Origin of the sequence: Paenarthrobacter sp. CAP02 (genome assembly GCF_040137855.1) — a bacterium.
GTDB lineage: Bacteria > Actinomycetota > Actinomycetes > Actinomycetales > Micrococcaceae > Arthrobacter.
This window is the reverse complement of record NZ_JBEEII010000001.1, coordinates 562,092-580,055: the sequence shown is the minus strand read 5'-3', so window position 1 is coordinate 580,055 and position 17,964 is coordinate 562,092. Positions and strand designations below refer to the sequence as shown.

Annotated in this window: 19 protein-coding genes; 8 read left to right on the top strand and 11 right to left on the bottom strand. The window is 65.5% G+C overall.

Annotation, left to right across the window (positions count from 1 at the left end):
* Nucleotides 1-6: 6 nt before the first annotated feature.
* From ABHM97_RS02905 to dacB, 5 genes are all read right to left on the bottom strand, one after another.
* Nucleotides 7-873 carry a hypothetical protein gene (locus ABHM97_RS02905; protein ID WP_349469519.1) on the bottom strand — a complete coding sequence of 289 codons (867 nt, stop codon included), beginning with the start codon at nucleotides 871-873 and terminating at the stop codon, nucleotides 7-9.
* Nucleotides 874-1,059: 186 nt separating this feature from the next.
* The gene (gene hpt, locus ABHM97_RS02900) at nucleotides 1,060-1,611 is read right to left on the bottom strand and encodes a hypoxanthine phosphoribosyltransferase (protein ID WP_026540856.1); all 552 of its coding nucleotides are present in this window, start codon (nucleotides 1,609-1,611) and stop codon (nucleotides 1,060-1,062) included.
* Between the two features lie 31 nt (nucleotides 1,612-1,642).
* Complete coding sequence (gene tilS / locus ABHM97_RS02895; RefSeq protein WP_349469518.1) at nucleotides 1,643-2,734, bottom strand: tRNA lysidine(34) synthetase TilS; 1,092 nt, start codon at nucleotides 2,732-2,734, stop codon at nucleotides 1,643-1,645.
* Between the two features lie 122 nt (nucleotides 2,735-2,856).
* Nucleotides 2,857-3,978, bottom strand: a complete 1,122-nt coding sequence (locus tag ABHM97_RS02890) for an Rv3626c family coenzyme F420 biosynthesis-associated protein (RefSeq protein WP_349469517.1) — start codon at nucleotides 3,976-3,978, stop codon at nucleotides 2,857-2,859.
* A 60-nt stretch (nucleotides 3,979-4,038) separates the two neighbouring features.
* On the bottom strand, nucleotides 4,039-5,484 hold the full coding sequence (gene dacB / locus ABHM97_RS02885; protein WP_349469538.1) for a D-alanyl-D-alanine carboxypeptidase/D-alanyl-D-alanine endopeptidase: 1,446 nt from the start codon (nucleotides 5,482-5,484) through the stop codon (nucleotides 4,039-4,041).
* A 212-nt stretch (nucleotides 5,485-5,696) separates the two neighbouring features.
* On the opposite strand from dacB, the gene ABHM97_RS02880 reads away from it, so the two are divergent.
* The 6 genes from ABHM97_RS02880 to ABHM97_RS02855 all read left to right on the top strand — a co-directional run bounded on the left by ABHM97_RS02880 (nucleotide 5,697) and on the right by ABHM97_RS02855 (nucleotide 10,084).
* Nucleotides 5,697-6,188, top strand: coding sequence for an inorganic diphosphatase (locus tag ABHM97_RS02880; protein ID WP_039239147.1), 492 nt, complete (start codon nucleotides 5,697-5,699; stop codon nucleotides 6,186-6,188).
* A 157-nt stretch (nucleotides 6,189-6,345) separates the two neighbouring features.
* Entirely contained in the window at nucleotides 6,346-7,326 is a 981-nt protein-coding gene (locus tag ABHM97_RS02875; RefSeq protein ID WP_284987210.1) for a hypothetical protein, read from the top strand.
* Nucleotides 7,323-8,099 carry a hypothetical protein gene (locus tag ABHM97_RS02870; protein ID WP_349469515.1) on the top strand — a complete coding sequence of 259 codons (777 nt, stop codon included), beginning with the start codon at nucleotides 7,323-7,325 and terminating at the stop codon, nucleotides 8,097-8,099. Before ABHM97_RS02875 ends, ABHM97_RS02870 begins: the two co-directional genes overlap by 4 nt.
* Before the next feature lie 46 nt (nucleotides 8,100-8,145).
* Complete coding sequence (locus ABHM97_RS02865; RefSeq protein WP_349469514.1) at nucleotides 8,146-8,781, top strand: hypothetical protein; 636 nt, start codon at nucleotides 8,146-8,148, stop codon at nucleotides 8,779-8,781.
* Nucleotides 8,768-9,403 (top strand): hypothetical protein, encoded by a 636-nt coding sequence (locus tag ABHM97_RS02860; RefSeq protein WP_349469513.1) that lies wholly within the window; start codon nucleotides 8,768-8,770, stop codon nucleotides 9,401-9,403. Before ABHM97_RS02865 ends, ABHM97_RS02860 begins: the two co-directional genes overlap by 14 nt.
* Before the next feature lie 81 nt (nucleotides 9,404-9,484).
* Nucleotides 9,485-10,084, top strand: a complete 600-nt coding sequence (locus tag ABHM97_RS02855) for a hypothetical protein (RefSeq protein ID WP_211710431.1) — start codon at nucleotides 9,485-9,487, stop codon at nucleotides 10,082-10,084.
* Between the two features lie 92 nt (nucleotides 10,085-10,176).
* Here the strand turns inward: ABHM97_RS02855 and ABHM97_RS02850 are convergent, their stop codons facing one another.
* The 3 genes from ABHM97_RS02850 to ABHM97_RS02840 are packed head-to-tail and all read right to left on the bottom strand — an operon-like array spanning nucleotide 10,177 to nucleotide 12,163.
* Nucleotides 10,177-10,773, bottom strand: a complete 597-nt coding sequence (locus ABHM97_RS02850) for a DUF3618 domain-containing protein (RefSeq protein WP_284987207.1) — start codon at nucleotides 10,771-10,773, stop codon at nucleotides 10,177-10,179.
* Nucleotides 10,770-11,204 (bottom strand): phage holin family protein, encoded by a 435-nt coding sequence (locus ABHM97_RS02845; protein ID WP_257370053.1) that lies wholly within the window; start codon nucleotides 11,202-11,204, stop codon nucleotides 10,770-10,772. Before ABHM97_RS02845 ends, ABHM97_RS02850 begins: the two co-directional genes overlap by 4 nt.
* Nucleotides 11,201-12,163: a hypothetical protein gene (locus ABHM97_RS02840; protein ID WP_349469511.1), complete on the bottom strand. Its 963-nt coding sequence runs from the start codon at nucleotides 12,161-12,163 to the stop codon at nucleotides 11,201-11,203. The genes ABHM97_RS02845 and ABHM97_RS02840 overlap by 4 nt, the downstream gene beginning before the upstream one ends.
* 183 nt (nucleotides 12,164-12,346) lie before the next feature.
* Here ABHM97_RS02840 and ABHM97_RS02835 point away from each other — a divergent pair, with 183 nt between their 5' ends.
* A complete protein-coding gene (locus ABHM97_RS02835) occupies nucleotides 12,347-13,429 on the top strand; it encodes an FUSC family protein (protein ID WP_349469510.1) in 1,083 nt (360 codons plus the stop codon).
* Nucleotide 13,430: 1 nt separating this feature from the next.
* On the opposite strand, the gene ABHM97_RS02830 is transcribed toward ABHM97_RS02835, so the two are convergent.
* A complete protein-coding gene (locus ABHM97_RS02830) occupies nucleotides 13,431-14,465 on the bottom strand; it encodes an NAD-dependent epimerase/dehydratase family protein (protein ID WP_349469509.1) in 1,035 nt (344 codons plus the stop codon).
* Nucleotides 14,466-14,476: 11 nt separating this feature from the next.
* Nucleotides 14,477-15,997 (bottom strand): D-glycero-beta-D-manno-heptose 1-phosphate adenylyltransferase, encoded by a 1,521-nt coding sequence (rfaE2, locus tag ABHM97_RS02825; RefSeq protein WP_349469508.1) that lies wholly within the window; start codon nucleotides 15,995-15,997, stop codon nucleotides 14,477-14,479.
* Nucleotides 15,998-16,108: 111 nt separating this feature from the next.
* Between rfaE2 and ABHM97_RS02820 the strand changes: the two genes are divergently transcribed.
* Nucleotides 16,109-17,272 (top strand): glycosyltransferase family 9 protein, encoded by a 1,164-nt coding sequence (locus tag ABHM97_RS02820; RefSeq protein ID WP_349469507.1) that lies wholly within the window; start codon nucleotides 16,109-16,111, stop codon nucleotides 17,270-17,272.
* Here the strand turns inward: ABHM97_RS02820 and ABHM97_RS02815 are convergent.
* Nucleotides 17,241-17,936 (bottom strand): SDR family oxidoreductase, encoded by a 696-nt coding sequence (locus ABHM97_RS02815; protein WP_235517991.1) that lies wholly within the window; start codon nucleotides 17,934-17,936, stop codon nucleotides 17,241-17,243. The genes ABHM97_RS02820 and ABHM97_RS02815 overlap by 32 nt on opposite strands.
* Between the last annotated feature and the right edge of the window lie 28 nt (nucleotides 17,937-17,964).

The window sequence follows — 17,964 nt, the reverse complement described above, 5'->3', positions numbered from 1 at the left end:
GGCTCCCTAACCGCTGACGGCGCCAACCGGCAGCACCAGCAAGTAGCCCGTGGGCAACTGACTGCTCCAACGCCGGGGCTCACGGACCACGAACTGGGTGGCCAATTGCGCAGGACTGACCAGGCTATTGGGTTCCGGGGATGGCCCCCACTGACCGGAACCGTACGGATACAACGGATCCAGAACACGAACCCCCATGACCGAGAAGTCAGCGAAGACCCGAGGATCCCCCATGGATTCGAAACCGCTCATCACCCAGGCATGCCGGCCACTCCACATCACCAAGCCCACGGGTCGGCCGGTTTCGGTGATCGCCTTGGCCGCGGTCCGGAGTGCGTCATCGTAAAGGGCTACGCTCACCACTTTGTAAGGACCCATTCCAACCTCAGTGAGTACCTGCGCCCAGCCAAAGGGGTTGGCCCCGTTGAACGAATCCGATGATCTCGCCCTGGCCATTTCCCACAGCTCTCCTTGCTGCGCAGAAGCAGTCCATGCGCCACCGCCCGTGTCATCCACCAGGTTGTGAGCCATCTGGATGCTTGCTGCAACGCACCATTCGAACGTGTACTGCGGCACGAAATCGCCCTCCTGGTACAGGTTGAGGGCAAACGGCTGGGGTACGGCGGGCGGGGCCGGGGTTGCGGGCGGGGCCGGCGATGACGGTGCGGGCCCGGGCTGCGGCTGGGTTGTTGTCTGCGAATCGCCCGGGAGCGGCGATGACGGTGCGGGCCCGCCCTGCGGCTGGGTTGCCGTGATGGATGCCTGCGGCTGAGCGGAGACGATTTCCCCGGTACCGGAAGAAGGAGTGCATCCCGTAAGGATGGTCGCCACGACGACGAGCCAAAGGAATGGACGGGCGGGGGCACCGGTCATATTCCAGTTTAGCGCCGCGCAGCGCCGCAATCCGAGGGCGGAAACAGCTCAATCAAGCGCCCTTTGCCGCCCAGCGCACCCGTTAAGCGCACACGCCGCACCCTTTGCCGCCCAGCGCACCAGTGGTTGTGGGTGCGGAAAGCGGCAAGTGGAGCGGCGGTGAGAAGTGGTGCGGCGCGGTGTTGTCTACTCGTAGACGTGCGGGGCCAGCGTGCCGACGAAGTCCAGGTTGCGGTACTTTTCGGCGTAATCGAGGCCGTAGCCCACGACGAATTCGTTGGGGATGTCGTAGCCGACGTACTTGACGTCGATTTCCACCTTGGCGGCGGTCGGCTTGCGGAATGCCGTGCAGATCTCGACGCTGGCCGTGCCGCGGGATTCGAGGTTGGACTTGAGCCAGGAAAGGGTCAGGCCGGAATCGATGATGTCCTCGACGATCAGGACATCCTTGCCCATGAGGTCAGTGTCCAGGTCCTTGAGGATCCGGACCACGCCGGAGGACTGCGTTCCCGAACCGTACGAAGAGACGGCCATCCAGTCCATGCTGACGTGGCTGTGCAGCGCGCGTGCCAGGTCAGCCATGACCATCACCGCACCCTTGAGGACGCCGACGACGAGGATGTCGCGGCCTTCGTAGTCCTTGTCGATCTGCGCCGCGAGTTCCGCGATGCGTGTCTGGATCTGCTCTTTGGTGTAAAGAACGTGCTTGAGATCTGCCTGGACGTCGTTTGAATCCACCAATGGCTCCTGTTTTGATGCTCGGGTGCGGCTACTGTTGGGACGGTTTCTGATGCCGGAATACTAGCTTCCCACAGCGGGCGGCATCGCGGGGACCGGCTCCGGCCGAATCCGGGCCCGCGGAGGTGGTCGCGGCCCCCCGAGCGGCAGGCGCAGAACCTGGAAGATCCCGCCGCTCCTGTTCCAGATCGCTGAGGGATAAACGGAATACGCTGACGTGCCCGGGGAGTTCCACCGGACCGGCGGATCCCTTCCGACGAAGCAACGCTTCCGCGGCTTGGAGCCTTCCGTAGCCGGGTTGCTGGCCCCCGACGTCGGACGCAGCTTTGGCGACGACGCGGAACCTCAGGGCCGCCGGCAGTTCCCGGACGGCGTCCTCGGGTAACCACACGTCCCCATCCTCGCGCCGGACAAGTGAGAGATAGGTCTCGTTGGCCAGGTTCTCCAGGAAATCTGCGTCCTGCTGAAGGATAGCGGCCGTCCGGGCAAGGGACTCGGCCACTCCCGGCCCAAGTTTCTCTTCCAGGACAGGCATGACCTCCACCCGCGTGCGCGAACGGGCATAAGCGGGATCCGCATTGCTCGGATCATGCCAGGGGTCCAGTTCTTCGACCTCGCAGATCTCCAGTGTCTCTTCACGACGAAGGCCCAGGAAGGGCCGGAGCAGGCGGCCGCGGGAGGGCCGCATTCCTGCCAGGGAACGGGTTCCGGAACCCCGGGCCAGCCCCAGGAGCACCTGTTCTGCCTGGTCGTCCAAGGTGTGGCCCAGGAGGATTGCAGCACAACCGAGGTCGTCGGCGGCGGCGTCGAGGGCTGCGTGGCGGGCGTCCCGGGCAGCGGCCTCGGGCCCAAATCCGGTGGCAGCGACGTCCACCGTGCGCACTTCCACCGGCGCGAGCCCCAGCTCACGCAATACCGAGGCGGTCCGGGCAGCGACGTCAGCTGAGCCGGGCTGTAACTGGTGGTCGACCACCACGGCTGCTACGGATACCGGACGGCCATCCACATGTCCGCGCCGGGCAAAGTAGGCAGCGACCGCTGCGAGCGCGAGCGAATCCGGTCCGCCGCTGCATGCTACGAGCACACGCTCGGGGTAGCCTGCAGCGACGAGGGCGTTTTGCAACTGCTTCCGCGCCTTGCCGACGACGGGCGCCAGACGCCCTGGCCGCCGTCGCCCCCTACCAGGGCTGGCAACCGGAGGGTCGCCCGCCGTGTCAGCAGAGGCGGCCAATTCATGGGAAAAGCTCAAAGCCCCATCCGCTCCAGCCACAGCTTGGAGTTATGGATTTCCTCTTCGGTGGGAAGATGTTCGGCCGCGTCCCAGACCCTGTTGAAGCCCTCCATCCCGGCCACGGCAACAACTTCGCGGACGAACTTGGCGCCGTCCGTGTATTGCCGCATCTTGGCGTCCAGGCCGAGGAGGTTGCGGATGAACTTCTCCACCACGCCACGTTCCTTGCCGCGGTCGTTGAAGCGTTGGCGGATGGTCCGCACGGACGGAACGATGCTGGCGTCCACGGCGTCCATCACCACGTTGGCGTGACCCTCGAGGAGGCTCATCACGGCGGTGATGTGGGACAGGGAGGCCTTTTCCTCGGGGTTCTGGAGCAGGTCCAGGATGGCCCCACGGCCGGGCACTTTGTCTGAGGGACTGCGATCCTTAAGCGATTTGGCGATGGCCCCGGCCCGGTCCACCAGGGAGTCCATGTTCCCCAGCAGGTTGCCGCTGAGCTTTTCGATCTCATCCAGCATGTGATGCCTGAGCCACGGCGCCGCGGCAAACTGTACGCGGTGGGTTTGCTCATGGAGGCAAACCCAGAGCCGGAAATCGTCGGGGTGGATGTTGAGTTCGCGCTCCACGGAGATGATGTTGGGTGCCACCAACAGGAGCCGGCCGCCCGGAGGAACGTTGGCGCCCGGGGCAAGGGCCGCGAAGGGGTCGTATTGCCCCAGGACCTTGCTGGAGAGGAATGCGAGGACGGCCCCAAGCTGCGTGCCGGTGATGGCGCCACTGGCGGCTGCGGCTGCAGGGGTCATGGCCACGCTGCTGCGGCTCTCCAGCATCTTCTGCAGCGCGGGCTGGAGCATCACGGCGAAGCTCTGCGTGTTGGCCTTGGACCAAGAGGCACGGTCCACCACCAGGACGTGGGAGTCCCTCAGGTCCCTCGCAGCGTCCAGGCCGGTGATGTCGTGCACGTGGGGGACGGAGATGTCCGCGTTGAAACGCAGGTTATCCACCGCCTTGCCGATCTCCCCTGCGCTGAGCTCAGGACCTGGAGGGGCAAGCCGGCCAGCCGTAGAGGCGGCCAGGTCCCAGTTGATCAGGGACTGGGCCCCTGCTGACGAATCGCGGGCAGATGACACCATACGGACCATCACACCACACGCGGCTGACAATGGGCCCTTAAGTTCGCTGGACGCGGAGCTTCAGCCGCGGCAGCCGCACGAAGCCAGGCCTGACGCTGCCCGGTCCATGGCCACCTTGTTTCCGGCGGCACCCGGTTCGAGCCCGTTGCCGATGAACGAGAACACCAGCAGGCGCCCATCCGCATCCACCACGTACCCACTCAGGGCGATCACGGAATTCAGCGTCCCGGTCTTGGCACGGACCAGGCCAGCACCAACGGCCGTGCTGGCGTCCACGTACCTGTTATCCAGGGTTCCGGTCAGCCCTGCGATCGGGAAGCCGTCCAGTGCCGCCCTGAGGGAAAGGTTCGGGCCGCTGGTGATTGCACGGACGACCTGGACGAACTGCAGGGCGCTGACCTGGTTTTCCAGGGCAAGGCCGGATACGTCAGCCAACTGCATCGAATCCGTGGCGATTCCCAGCTCCGCCAGCCTTTGCCGCACGGCCGCCGTGGCGCCGTCGTACGTGGTTTCCTTGCCGGACGCGGCTGCGGTCATCCGACCCAAGGCTTCGGCGAGGAAATTATCCGAGGTCTCCAGCATGAGGTCCACCTGCTCGCTGACGGTGGCGGACTCAGCTTCAGCCAGCACCTTGGCAGGCAGGCCCTTGCCGCGTTCGACGCCGGGACTCACCGCGACGCCGGCAGCGGCCAGCTGCTCGGCGAAGGCCTGGGCGGTGGTGACAGCGGAATCCTGTGGACGGGGCCCGGTCATCACGGTTGGCGAGTATCGGCCCGAATTCAACGCGAGCGGAAAGAGGGGTGCGGTCTCGCCGGCGGCGACGTCGTCCAGGCTCCAGGCCGGGTTAAGGGGTGCGCCGCTGAACAGGGTGTCGTCCACCTGGACGGTGACGGGCCCCTTGACTCCGGCGGCCGTCAACGCGGTGGCCGTATCTGCGGCCAGGGATGCCAGGCCGGCCCGGCCCAACACGGCGTTGGGATCGGAGGCGGAAGCACCCAGCAGCACGTCCCCTCCCCCAGTCAGTACAACCGTGGAGGGATTTGCGGATCCCAGTACCCGCGTGGTGAAGCGCGTGTCCGGGCCGAGTGCTTTTAGTGCTGAGACGGCGGTCAGCAGCTTCATGTTCGACGCCGGGATCCGGTTGGCTGCCGCATCACGGTCAAAGAGGACTTTGCCGGTGGAAGCGTCCATGACCACCCCGCTGATGCTGCCCGCGCCGTCCGGTTTCAACGTTGCATCGAGGAGTGCCGTGACTTCGGCGGACGTCGGGAGCGGGGCGTTTGCGTCCAAGGGAAGGACCCCGCTGGCGTTGGAAAGATGGGCGGGTTCCAGCTGCCAGGCGGGTGTTGACGGCACCGGCTTGGACCCTGAAAGCAGCCCTGGCATCATTCCGGCCACCACAACGGCACCGAGGAACAGCAGGACTGAGGCCAAAAGCACCGGCCATTTCAAGCGCCCCCACGTCGCGGATAAGCCCGCGCGGGCATCCCCGTTTTTAACGCCCATCATGGAAGTTGCTTGATCCTGTCAGTCCTGAATTGTCCCCGCCGGTTCAAGAAACCCGGGCCTCTCGCTATATCCTCAATAGTAGTCGGCGGCACCGGCTGCAATTTTGCCTGCCGCCAGCCCCGGGCTGAGCAGCCTGCCTGAGGCACCGTCACCCGTGACGGCCGCTTCGGCGGAGCGACGCCCCACCCACACCCGTCAAGGAGCATTCCATGAAGCACGACGTGACCATCGAGATCCCCAAGGGATCGCGCGTCAAGTACGAAGTTGACCACGAAACCGGCCGTGTCCGCCTGGACCGCGTCCTGTTCACCTCCATGCAGTACCCCACGCACTACGGTTTCTTCGAGAACACCCTGGGCGAAGACGGCGATCCGTTGGACGCACTGGTGCTCCTGCAGGACTTCGACCTCCACCCGGGCGTCATCGTTGAGTCCCGCCCGATCGGCGTCTTCAACATGACCGACGACGGCGGCGGAGACGCCAAGGTCCTCTGCGTCCCGGTTGACGCACGCTTCGACCACATCCAGGAAGTCAGCGACGTCAGCGAGTTCCTGATCAAGGAAATCGAGCACTTCTTCACGCGCTACAAGGACCTGGAGCCCGGCAAGTGGGTCAAGGCCGAGGGCTGGGGCGACCGCGCCGCTGCCGAAGCCGAGCTGGAAGCTTCCATCAAGCGTTACGTTCCGGCTGCGGGACACTGATTTAGCGAACGACGGCGGTTGGTGCGGTTCCCCGTGAACCCCACCAGCCGCCGTCGTTCTTTAACGAATGGATGGGCACCGCTCCCCATCGCGACATGCCGTTGGTCCCTTTAGGCTGGGACGAGACTTTTCACTGCATGTAAACAGGGGGTTCCTCATGGCTGGGTTCTACGGTGCGGACATCGCACAGCTTCGCAGTCTGGCAGGCGTCATGGGCAAAGCTGCCGACGCCATCAGCCTGCAGGGCACGCAATTGTCCAATGCCATCAACTCCACGACGGCGTGGCAGGGCAGGGACGCCACAGTGTTCAAGGGCGAGTGGAACAGCCAGCACCGGCAGAGCCTGATGAAGGCCGCAAACATGCTGCGCGAAAACGCGAGCCAGCTGAAGAAGCACGCCAACCAGCAGGAATTCGCCAGCCACAACGACGGCTCCGGTACGTCTGTGGGAGTCCTGAAGGACGTCTACGACAGCGGCATGGGCGTCAAGGACCTGGCAGCCCAGCTCTGGACGGCCTACAAGTACGGCAAGCTGGGCCACGCGGAATGGGTCAAGACGCGCGAAGTCCTCACCAACTGGCGTGCCGGCGGAACTGTTGTCCGCGATGCCATGACGGCCTTGCGGAACGGTGAGAAAGTCACCGATGTCCTCACCGATCTCAAAGCCAACATCCCTTACAGCCAGGCGTTCCAGGACGCGAGCAAGTTCTCCAAAGGCCTTCGCGTGGCGGGCGCCCTGGCCGCACCGCTGAACATCGTGGGCGGCATCAGCGACATGATCAACCCCGAGCACGACGGCTGGCGCGGTACCGGCGACCGGGTAGCCGGAGGCCTGTCCGTGGTGGGCGGCGTGGGCAGCATCATGCTCATGACCGCCGGCGGTGCTGCGCTTCTTGGACCCATCGGTGCCCCGATCGTGATCGGGGCCGGAATCGTTGCCGGAGCCTGGGCGCTGGGCAACCTCGTAGCGGACAACTGGGACTCCATCTCCAACTTCGCGCGGAACCCCGGCAGCTACATAGCCGACGGCGCCAAGGAGGTGGCGGGTTTCGCCAAGGACGTAGGCAGTAAGGTGGCAGACGGGGTCGGTAATGCCGCCAAGTCAGTTGGAAACTTTGTCGGAGGGATATTCGGATGACCACCAGCACCATGAAATGGACCCAGCGGGACATTGAGGCCGCCGCCAAGGTACTGGCATCAGCCACTGCCACGGGAACGCCGCTGCCCACGTTGACCGACGAAGAAGTGGTGGCCCTGGACGGCGTTCAGCATGAGCAACTGGTGGCCACGCCCTGGCTCTCTGCCCAGGATGCCAACAAGGAACTGATGTGTGCCATCGCTTTGCGCGGGCTGCTGGCGAAGGAGCTCGTGTACCCGGTGATTTTTGAGGGTGAGACTGAGCCCTCCCGTCTCCATGCAACAGAGGACATCACCGGCGCCCTGACCCTGCGGCGCAGCGGCAGCAGCGTGATCTCCATTGAGCGCACCGTATCCACCGGCAAGCGCTGGCTGTACGGCTACCTCCATGACGACGGCGCCCTCCTCGAAGAAGTGGATGAAGGCGGACTCCACGGCTTCACCGCCGTGACCCGCGAACAGCTAGTGCCCCGGTTGGCCGAATTCGTGGACCCGGAGAAGGCAGCCCAGCGCGACACCGCCCCGACCGTGTACACGGAACCCCAGTTCGAGGAGCACGCGGCCACCGCACTTGCAGACACCCAGGCTGCCAGCAACGTGGTGGCATTCAACGCCGACACAGACGAGTTTCCCACCGTTACCGTCTACACGGGCCCGTCGGGCGTCCATGTCCTGACACCCCGGGTCACGGGCGAGACCGTCACCCTTGAGCTGAAGGAAACGTCCCAGGCATCCCTGGCCGGCGTCCTGGGCGGGCTCGCCGGACCGGCCTGACGATTCCTCCCCACGCTGCCTACCGCCGTCGAGCCGAAAGCCCCTCATGAGCAATCCGAAGTCCACCACCGCCACCGGACTGGTTGACGCCGCCAACGGCCGTGCCGTCCGGCGCCACACCGACACCGGGGCGTACTTCGTCAAAGCCTCGGGGACCGCGCATTTCTGGGGCCGGGTCCTGGATGCGGTCGTATTCCTGGTGGGGTACTCCGTGCTGGCGGTCATTGCTGCCGTAGTGCGTCAATCCATGATGAACAGCGGCTCCGCCCTGGGCTACAACGACGGCGCCTGGCTGACCATCTACGTGGTTCTGTGGTTCGTTGGCCTGTTCGTCTACGGCATGATCTGGGGCACCGTGGGAAGCGTCGGCGACGCCGCTGCGGGTATGCGCTCCGTCCGGATCAAGGACGGCACGACGGCGGGCGCCTGGTTGGGTGGTTGGCGGGCCATTTGCTGGTCCTTCTTCCCGTTCTTCGTGGTGATGGTCATCGCCGCAGCCTTCAGTGGCGGATCGGGCGACACCTGGGATCCCAAGTTCGCCGCCGTCGACCGCCGCTCCGGCCTGGCCCAAGGAATGCCGCCAATCCCGGACCCCAAAGCTGCCGCCGCCCAAAAAGCCGCAGCCGAGGAACAGGAAGGCCTCCCCAACCTTTACGGCCAGCGGCCGGATGCGCGGCCGTAACTGGCTGGTCCGCCGCGTTGAGCGGCGGCTGGAACCCCAGCTTGGGCGGCTCGGCTACGTAGCTTCTTCCCGGCGCATCTTCTGGAAGGTCCTTGTTCCCTGCCTGGTGGTGGGGTTCGTATTCGGGGCCATCGCTGAGTTCGTCAGCCCCATCCGCTCCACGCGGGAGGCCGGCCACTTCAACGATCCCCTCTTCTATGTCCTCACCAGCATCCTCACCGGGCTTGTGCTCTGGTCCATGACGTTCCTGGGCAGCTTCCGGAAGCTCCTGGTGTTCGACGGCGGGATAGTCGCCAAATACTCGCAAAAACACACCCTGCTGCTGTTCCCCTGGGCTGACATAGCTCCCGCGTCCCTCAAAGTGGTGACCACCCTGGACGGCACTGATCCGGAGCGGCGCCTGGTGGCGAAGCAGAAGGTTTCGCTGGGAGCCGGCGGAGTCAACGCATTGGTGTTCCGGGCGCGCGAAACCTTCTGGGTGTTCGCCACCAACGAAGACCTGGAAGCCATGGTGGGCGCGGTCCACACCTGTTTGCGCCAGGCCGGAATACCCGGCGCCGGCCTTGCAGCGGCGGGCGCGCTTCCCGCCGTCGTGCTGACCGAACGCACCGCACTGGGCTAGCCGGAAGCGCCGCTCCGGACAAAGTAACAGGCAAATTTTCCCCTTGCAGAGCCGCTACCAGCCGGTAGCATGTGATCCACTATGTTCACTCTCACCATCAACCAACGCGACAGCCGCCGCGACGGCGACCTTGTGCCCCAGTTGCTCAAGGACCTTCGCCACATTCCGGCGCGGTTGGATTTCGACCGTTCGGTGGAGGATGAAGTGCAGGGCATTGTCGAGTCCAGCCATCAGGCGGTGGAGACGGCGTTGATCGCCCTCCGGTCCAGCCAGTGGTACGTGGGGATCGGGGTGGGGCCGATCAACGAGCCTTTGCCCAACCTGGTCCGGGATGCTTCCGGGCATGGGCTCGTCTATGCCCGACGGGCTGTGGACCGTTTGCGTAACGGCAAGGAACGCATTCCGGTGGCGGTGGACGGCCCCCTCACGGCGCTGGCCTCCGAAGCCGAGGCTGTGCTGCGGCTCCTCGGACACATCGTGCAGCACCGAAGTGCCGCGGAATGGCGCGTGCTGGACCTGTTGACGCCCGGGGTGCGCGGCCAGCAGAAGACGGTTGCGCAGGAACTTGGCATCTCCACCCAGGCGGTCAGCAAGACGCTGGCCCGCGCGCAGTGGGCCGAAGAGCATGCAGCCCGCCCGGCCGCCGCACGTTTGCTGCAAATGATCCTGGAAGTGCGCTGACGCACCCCCTAAAGCAGAACTGAGTGACAGCTAACGCCCTTCAGAACGGTCAGAAGGGCGTTTGCTGTCACTCGCTTGGCTAAATCAGCGGACTACTGGTTGCTGATGTTGTCCTTTGCTGCGGTGGCGCGGTCCTGAACGTCGGCGGCCGCGGCCTGCCCTTCGTCCTTGACGTTTGCCGCTGCTTCGGTGGCGCTGTCCTTGACGTTCTGCATCGCGTCCTGGGCAGGTTCCTTGAGGTGCTCGGCCACTTCCTGCGCAGCGTGGCTCAATTCATCGGTGAGCGGCTGGGCCGCGTCCTTAAGGGCGTGGGCGGCTTCGCGTTCCTTCTCCGACGGCGGGAACAGCGCTGACACCAGGAGGCCTGCACCGAAGGCGATGAGCCCCGCGGCGATCGGGCTGCCTTGGGCCTTGCTCTTCAACACCTGCGGTGCGTCGCCCAGATCCGAGACGGCACCGGAGACATTGTCAGCGACGCCTGAAACGGCATCCCCGGCCCGGTGCGCGACGTTGCCTGCAGCATCAGAGACGTCGTCGCGGGCACCGAACACGGCCGTCTTCATCCTGTCCACCCGGCGGTTGACGATGTGCGACGGGGTGACCTTATCCGCCACGGCGTCAACGTTGGTGCTCAGCCGCCGGCGAGTTTCTTCGATATCGGCGCGCAGGGCGTCGGGGTTCTGCGTCATCGTGTCTCCTCAGTGTTCGGTTTCAAAGCGGGGGGTATTTCCTTGACGGTTTCGGCCGTACGCGGCATGCCGTTGATGGTCTTCAGTTCCTTGCGGCCCATGGAGGCCAGCACGGCAGCGACGATTCCCCAGATAACCGCCACAACAACGGCGGACCATCCGAGGCCAATGAGCTGGCCCAAAGCCCACCAGAGGGCAATGGACAGGAAAAGTACGGTGATGTGGCCGGCGTAAGCTGCACCGCCCAGCATTCCCGCGCCCTTGCCAGCCTTGGTGGCGGACTCCTTGAGTTCCGCCTTGGCCAGCTCCACTTCCTGGCGCATCAACGTGGAAACGTCGCGCGTCAGGTCGCTCAACAGCTCGCCCAGGGGAAGGGTTTCAGCCTTCTCGTGCGCGGTTGTTGTGGGAGGCAGGTCGGCAGGACTACTCATCGGTGACCTCCGTACTGGGGATCGTCGGGGCGCTCAAGGCCGTCGGGATCAAGGGGGCCAGCCAGCGGGTCGCCCTGCGCCTTGACGCCGCCGGCGTCGGTCTCCGGGTAGGGAAGCGTGGATCCGTCGTAGCCGCCCGTGGTTCCAGCGTCGTATCCGGTGGTTCCGGCGTCGTATCCGGTGGTGGTGGCCGAACCGTATCCCGCGGTGGTAGTGGTGGGTCCCGGCAGGTCAACAGCCGGCGGGGTAACGGCGCCGCCCTGGGAGGGCACGCCCTGGGTGGGGTAATACGCAGCCCGCGGCGTCCCGCCAGCAGCAGTGCCGCTGGTTGAGGCGGATTCGGTGGCGTCCCCTGCCATGCCACGACCCAGACGACCGGCGAGGACACCGGCTCCGGCGGCCAGCAAGAGGAAAGTTCCGGGCTTGCGGCGGGCGAAGCCCTTGACTTCGTCCAGCAGGGAACCGGGATCCCGGCTCTCCAGCCACTGCGCAATCGAGGACGAACGCTGGGCCGCCTGCTGGACCAAGTCCGTGGCGACACCACCGCTATTCGTCGAATTGGCCATGGTGGACAGTTCGTCGGAGATGGAGCGCAGGCCTTCGGCAACGCGCTGCTGCTGGGCCTGTGCTTGGTCGGTCAGCTCGCCCTTGGTCTGGGTGAGCAGTTGCCGGGCGTTAACCTTGACCTCCTGGGCCACGTGGCCAGCCTCGGTCTTGGCGGTATCGACCACTCCCCCGGCAGCGTCACCGACGGTGCTGGCCACTTCCGCAGCTTCCTGCTTTGCGGCGTCAACCTTGCCGGAGTTGTCACTTCCGGTTCCCGAAGCGGTTGTTCCTGCTGTGTCGAATTCCACGTCCGGCGAGTCCAGGTAGCTTCCGGTAAACGGTTCGGTACCTGCGGTGCCGCCGTTCCTTGGTGCCGCGAAGCTTCCGTCCTGCGGCGATTGGCTCTCAGTCATTGTCGCTCTCTTTCCACAGTTGGCAGGCTGCGGACAGCAGCCGGGATAGTAAGTATCGTTACTATCAAAGGGTTGTGTACCCGCTTGCCACTGTTCTAATCGCGCAATTTTGAAAAGATGGTCTCGCTACATGCAGCACGGTCCCGCTCGACACTTCCGGGAATACCTGCGAACGTTGGATCGATGAGCCCCATGCCCATCAGGCGGCGGCTGATTCCCGCGCTCCGGAAAACCATCACCAGACACCGGCTCCTGTTCGCCGCCAAGACAGCGTTGGCAGCAGGTCTTGCCTGGTGGCTTGCACCCTTCATGCCCGGTCCCGCCGCGGCCTACCCATACTATGCGCCGCTGGGTGCGCTGGTCAGCATGCACCCCACGGTGGCGGACTCGGCCAAGCACGGGCTGCAGAGCCTTGCCGGGCTGGTCCTTGGGATCGGGATGGCTTTTGTTGTCACTTCCTTTGCCGACCCAAATTCCTTCTCCGTTGCCCTGGTGGTTGGGCTGGGAGTGCTGATCGGCGGCCTGCCACGCCTTGGATCGGGGTCGGACTGGATCCCCATGGCTGCACTGTTCGTTCTGGTGCTGGGCGGCTCGAATGCAGAGGGGTTCTCCTTCGGGTACGTCCTCCAAATGGCCCTTGGAGTGACCGTGGGGTTTGCCGTGAACTGGCTTGTGATTCCGCCGCTGCACCTGGACGCGATCGACCCCGCCATCAGCGGGCACCAGGTCGCCCTCTCCCGGCAGCTCAAGGACATGGCCCGGGCCATGGAGGAATCGTGGCCACCCAACCATGAAGCGTGGGCCAGCAGGAGTGACGAGCTTTCCCTGACGGCCGCCGAAGTCCGGACTGCTGTCCACAAGGCCGAACTGAGTGCCAAGGCGAACCCACGCTCTCGCCGCTTGGCAACCCGTTTGCCTGGGGACCTGGCTGGTTTACGGACACTCGAACGGCTCACGTTCCACGTGCAGGACATCACCGACGTCCTTGCGAGCGCCATCTGGGAGAGGGACGCGGGGACGGTCATCCCCGACGCCGTGGTGGGCTACCTTTCGGACGCATTGGAGTCCACGGCCCTGGTCATTGACCATTGGCGGGACGGCGAATCGGATGAACTCGGCACTCTGTTGACGGAGGCGAAGGACTCGATATCCGCGCTGAGCGATGCAGTGGCCGAGGCCGCCGCGGGACAGTCACCGGTGAACGCACCGGCGTCGGTGGCCATGAGCCTGCGGCGGATCCTCACCGTGGTGTTGTCCGCCGAGTAAGTCAGCGGGGCTTGAGCGGCGGTGACGCTTTCCGACCCTTCCCCGTCCCCAGCCCGTCCAGCATTTCGGCCAGGGATTCCAGCGATGAATGCTTCGGCGACCAACCCAGCAGCCTGCGTGCGCGTCCGGTGTCCATGATGGGCGCGTTCGCGGCCATGTCCACCCAGCCGCCGTCGGTCGCCTGCAGGCGGAGCCGCCAACTGGCCTCGACGACGGCGCGCAGCACCGGAAGCGGGAACGGCAGCAGCCGCCGGGCGTTGAAGATCCATGCCAGGGCATTGGGGTCGATGACAGGCTCTGCGGCGATATTGAAGGCGCCCTCCGCCGTGCGCTCGAGGACGCGCCAATACGCGTCGGCGACATCGGACGCATGCACCGCCTGGAACACCAGTTCCTTGGGAAGGGCCAGCACGGGCAACCACGGTTTGGGCGGCACCAAGCGTGACAGGAGCCGTCCCAGGAAGTACCGCCCTACCTCGCTCCCCGCTCCTGCGCTGAACGTCAATGCCGGACGAAGCCGGGCCACCACAATCTCCGGATTGTCCTTGGCGAAATCGTCCAGCAGCCGCTCCTGCGCAGCCTTATCCACACTGTAGTGCGACTTCGGAATCCCCGCCGCGGGCCAGCCCTCCTGGGTTCGCTGGTCCTTGGGAGCAGGCGAGTAAGCGCCCACCGAGGACGCACAAACGACGTGCCGCACACCGGCTTTCCGTGCCGCAGCCAAGACATTGGCTGTTCCTTCAACGTTGGTTTGCCGGAGCATTTCCCGGTGGTGGTTCGGCTGGATCAGCCAGGCAAGGTGCACCACGGCATCCGCTCCGGACAGCGCAGCCTCCAAGGCCGGCTGGTCCACGCCTGCCCCGATGTCCAACGTGCGCCAGTCGACGCCACGGTACGGGGCAGCGTCCTGGTCAGGGTGGCGGCGGACCACGCCCACCAGTTCAAGATCGGCGCCTTCCTCGGAACGGGCCGCTTGCAGCCGCTTCAGGACCTCCGTACCGACGTGTCCGGTGGCTCCAGTGATCACAATGCGCATGGCGGAATTCCTCAGGGTTGCGGGTTGTCGCCCGTGGAGCGGATGCGTTCCAGTACGGCCGTGGTGGAGTGCTCGGGCACGTAGTCCAGGATGGTCACGGTGCCGCCGCAACGTTCCACAGCCGCGGTTTCTGCCAACATTTCCGGCGTGTAGTCACCGCCTTTGGCATAGACGTCCGGCCCGAGGAGCTCGATCAACGGAATGGGCGTTGGAGTGTCGAAGACCGTTACGTGGTCCACGCAGCTCAGGGCAGCAATCACTGCGGCCCGGTCGGCTTCATGGTTGACGGGCCGGTCCGGTCCCTTGAGCTGCCGCACGGATGAGTCACTGTTCAGGGCGACCACCAGCACGTCCCCTAGTTGCTTGGCCTGGTTGAGGTAGCGGGTGTGGCCCCGGTGCAGGACGTCGAAGCAGCCGTTGGTCAGCACGATCCTGCGGCCCTCACGGCGATGCTCTTCAACATGCCGGGCCAACTCCCCTGCCGTCAGCGCTGTATCAGCGAACCCGCTCAAGTGCCGCGTCAGTTCATCGGTGGTGCACACCGACGTCCCTGGCCGGTGGACCACGACGTCGGCAGCGGCCTGGGCAAGGTCGACACTGGTGGTCAGCGGCAAACCGGCCGCCCGGGCCAGGGTCAAGGCAGCCACGAAGGTATCGCCCGCACCGGAGGCCTGCTTCTCGGCTTGCGGACGGGCCCAGGTCCGGTGGGTGGCAACCTCGTCGGTGTCGGGGCCGGACTTCACCGTCAGCGTCCCCTCCCGGTCCAGTGTCACGACGACGGCGGACGCACCGGAGGCGCGCAGGAGCTTCTCCGCATGTGCCTCCACGAAGGGGCAACGCGCGGCACCTCCCGGGAATTCGACGCCGAGCAACCGCGAGGCCTCCTGGGCATTCGGGGTAGCGAGGTGGGGCTTCAACCCTGCCCAGGCACCGGGATCGTGGGCATCAACAACCACCAGCCTGTCCTGGCGCTTGGCGGGTGCCAGGCTGTCGAGGAGCGCCGAGCGGACGGGCCCTGCCAGGGCCCCCGCCCCGTAATCGCACAGCACCACAGCGGCAGCGCCTCCAGTGGCCTCGGGCACCAACGCGGCCATCACCTCGAGTCCCTCTGCCGGCAACCCGGTGGCTGTGTCATCCAGGCGCAGCATCACTTGTCCCCCGCTGCTGACCCTGTATTTGGTGGTGGTGACCATCTCCGGATGCGATACGACGTGGGAAACGTCAATACCGGCATCCTCCAGCTGCTCGAGGAGCTGGAGGCCCGCGGCGTCCTCCCCCACAACGGAGACGAACCGCACTTCCGCTCCCATCGCCGCCAGGTTCATGGCCGTGTTGGCGGCCCCTCCGGGCGCAAAGTCGCGGCGCTGCACTTGGACCACCGGGGCAGGCGCTTCGCGGCAGAACCGTTCAATGGTTCCATCCCACCAGCCGTCCAGGATGGAATCGCCGATGACTGTCACAACAGGACGTTCCTGGGCCAAGCGTGCTGGCAACCAGTCAGCCAGGCCTTCTTGATTGGAGAGGCGTGCCATGGGGTACCTTCCGGTTGGATGACAGTTTCCTGTTCCCGACAGGTACCCCGCGGCACGGGCTTTACACGCCGGCCCTGGAGTTTCCGCTATTGACGACGAAGGGAAGTTCTCATGGCCATGGCTCCCACACCCGGAATCGGACCGGTGTTGAAAAAATTCTGCGACGTCAGGCGGATCGCCGTCCTAAGGGGTGGGGGTTTGGGGGACCTGATATATACCTACCCGGCCCTGCATGCCCTGAAGATCGCCTACCCGGATGCCACCATCACACTCCTGGGGACACCTGTCCATGCCGCAGTGGCGGGCGCAACCACGGGGCCGGTGGACGACGTCGTGATGTTGCCTGTGGCGCGCGGCGTCCACGACGGTCCCCGCAACGGCGAGCGGTTCGACGACGACGCTGAGGACGTTGCCGCCCAGGAACAACTCTTTGAGGCAATGCGCGCAGAAGCGTTTGACCTGGCCGTCCAGATGCACGGAGGTGGACGGTTTTCCAATCCTTTCCTGCTCAAGCTGGGCGCGCGGCACACCGTCGGCACGCGCACCAAGGATGCCCAGCCCCTGGAGCGGAACCTCGATTACGTCTACTACCAGAACGAACCGGACCGATGGCTGGAAGTGGCGGGCCTCGCCGGGGCACCCACCGTGGTCCCACCGCTGCTGCAGCCGCACCCGGACCACCGGCAGGACGTTGCCGGCCTGCGGGACCCAGCCCGGAGTTCCTTGGTGGTTATCCACCCGGGTGCCACCGATCCCCGGCGTCGTTGGCCGGCGTCGAACTTTGCCGATGCCGCTGCCGCCTTGGCGGCCGAAGGTGCGCAGGTGCTGGTGGTGGGCGACCGCTCAGAGAAGGCTTTGGCCCAGGAAGTCGCGGAGCTGGCGGTTCGCCAACTCCCGGCGACGGACCGGCAGGCACTGCGGTCAGTGGCCGGCGAATTGGGCATCGGTGAATTGGCGGCGCTCCTGGCCGAAGCAACGGTGATGCTTGCCAGCGACAGCGGTCCGCGGCATCTGGCGCAGGCCGTGGGCACCCCGACCGTTGGCATCTATTGGGTGGGCAACGCGTTCAATGCCGCACCGCGGGGACGAGGCCTGCACCGCGTCCACATGTCGTGGGTGACCACCTGCCCACGCTGCGGCGCGGATGTAACGCAAGTGGGCTGGACCGCTCCGCACTGCGGCCACGACGACACCCTGATCAGGGGCGTCGCCGTGGCCGATGTTGTTCAGGACGTGTTGGACCTTACGGCCACGAGCCTTCTTCTGCGGGGGTAATCAGGAGTTCGCGGACCTCGCTGCCGAACGGCTGCGAGAGTGCGAAGACCACTGCTTGGGCCACGTTGGCGGGGTCGTTGAGCTTGGAGTCGTCCTGCGGCTTGTACTGTTCGTCCCGATCGTCGAAGAAGTGGGTCTTCATGCCGCCCGGGATGATGGTGGTGACGCCAATGACTCCACCGGTCTCCGCTGCGAGCGCCCGGCTGAAACCGATCACGCCGAACTTCGAAGCACAGTAGGCGGTGGCGTCCGGCAAGGCCCTGAGGCCCAGCGTCGACGCGATGGTGATTGCGCGGCCGCGGGATCCCTTGAGGTAAGGCAGGGCCGCACGGATGGTGGAAACGGTACCCAAGAGGTTCACTCCGATGACCTTTTCCCATTCCTCGGCAGCGACGTCGCCTAGCTTCCCGCAACGATCGATCCCTGCCGCGGTGACCACCCCGTCCAGGCCGCCCAGGCTGTCGGCGGCTTCCTTGACGGCAGCTTCCACTGCTTCGCGGTTGGAAACGTCCACTTCCAAGGCTTTGGCACCCGAGACGTTGCTGACGTCGCGGTCGAAGACGAACGGCGTACCGCCGGCGTCCCGGATGGCTTCCACGATTGCTGCTCCCAGGCCGGAGCCGCCTCCAGTGACGATGACGCGGCCAGGTGTTTGCGTGTTCATGCGGTTCCTTTCGTTGATTTCCAACTCG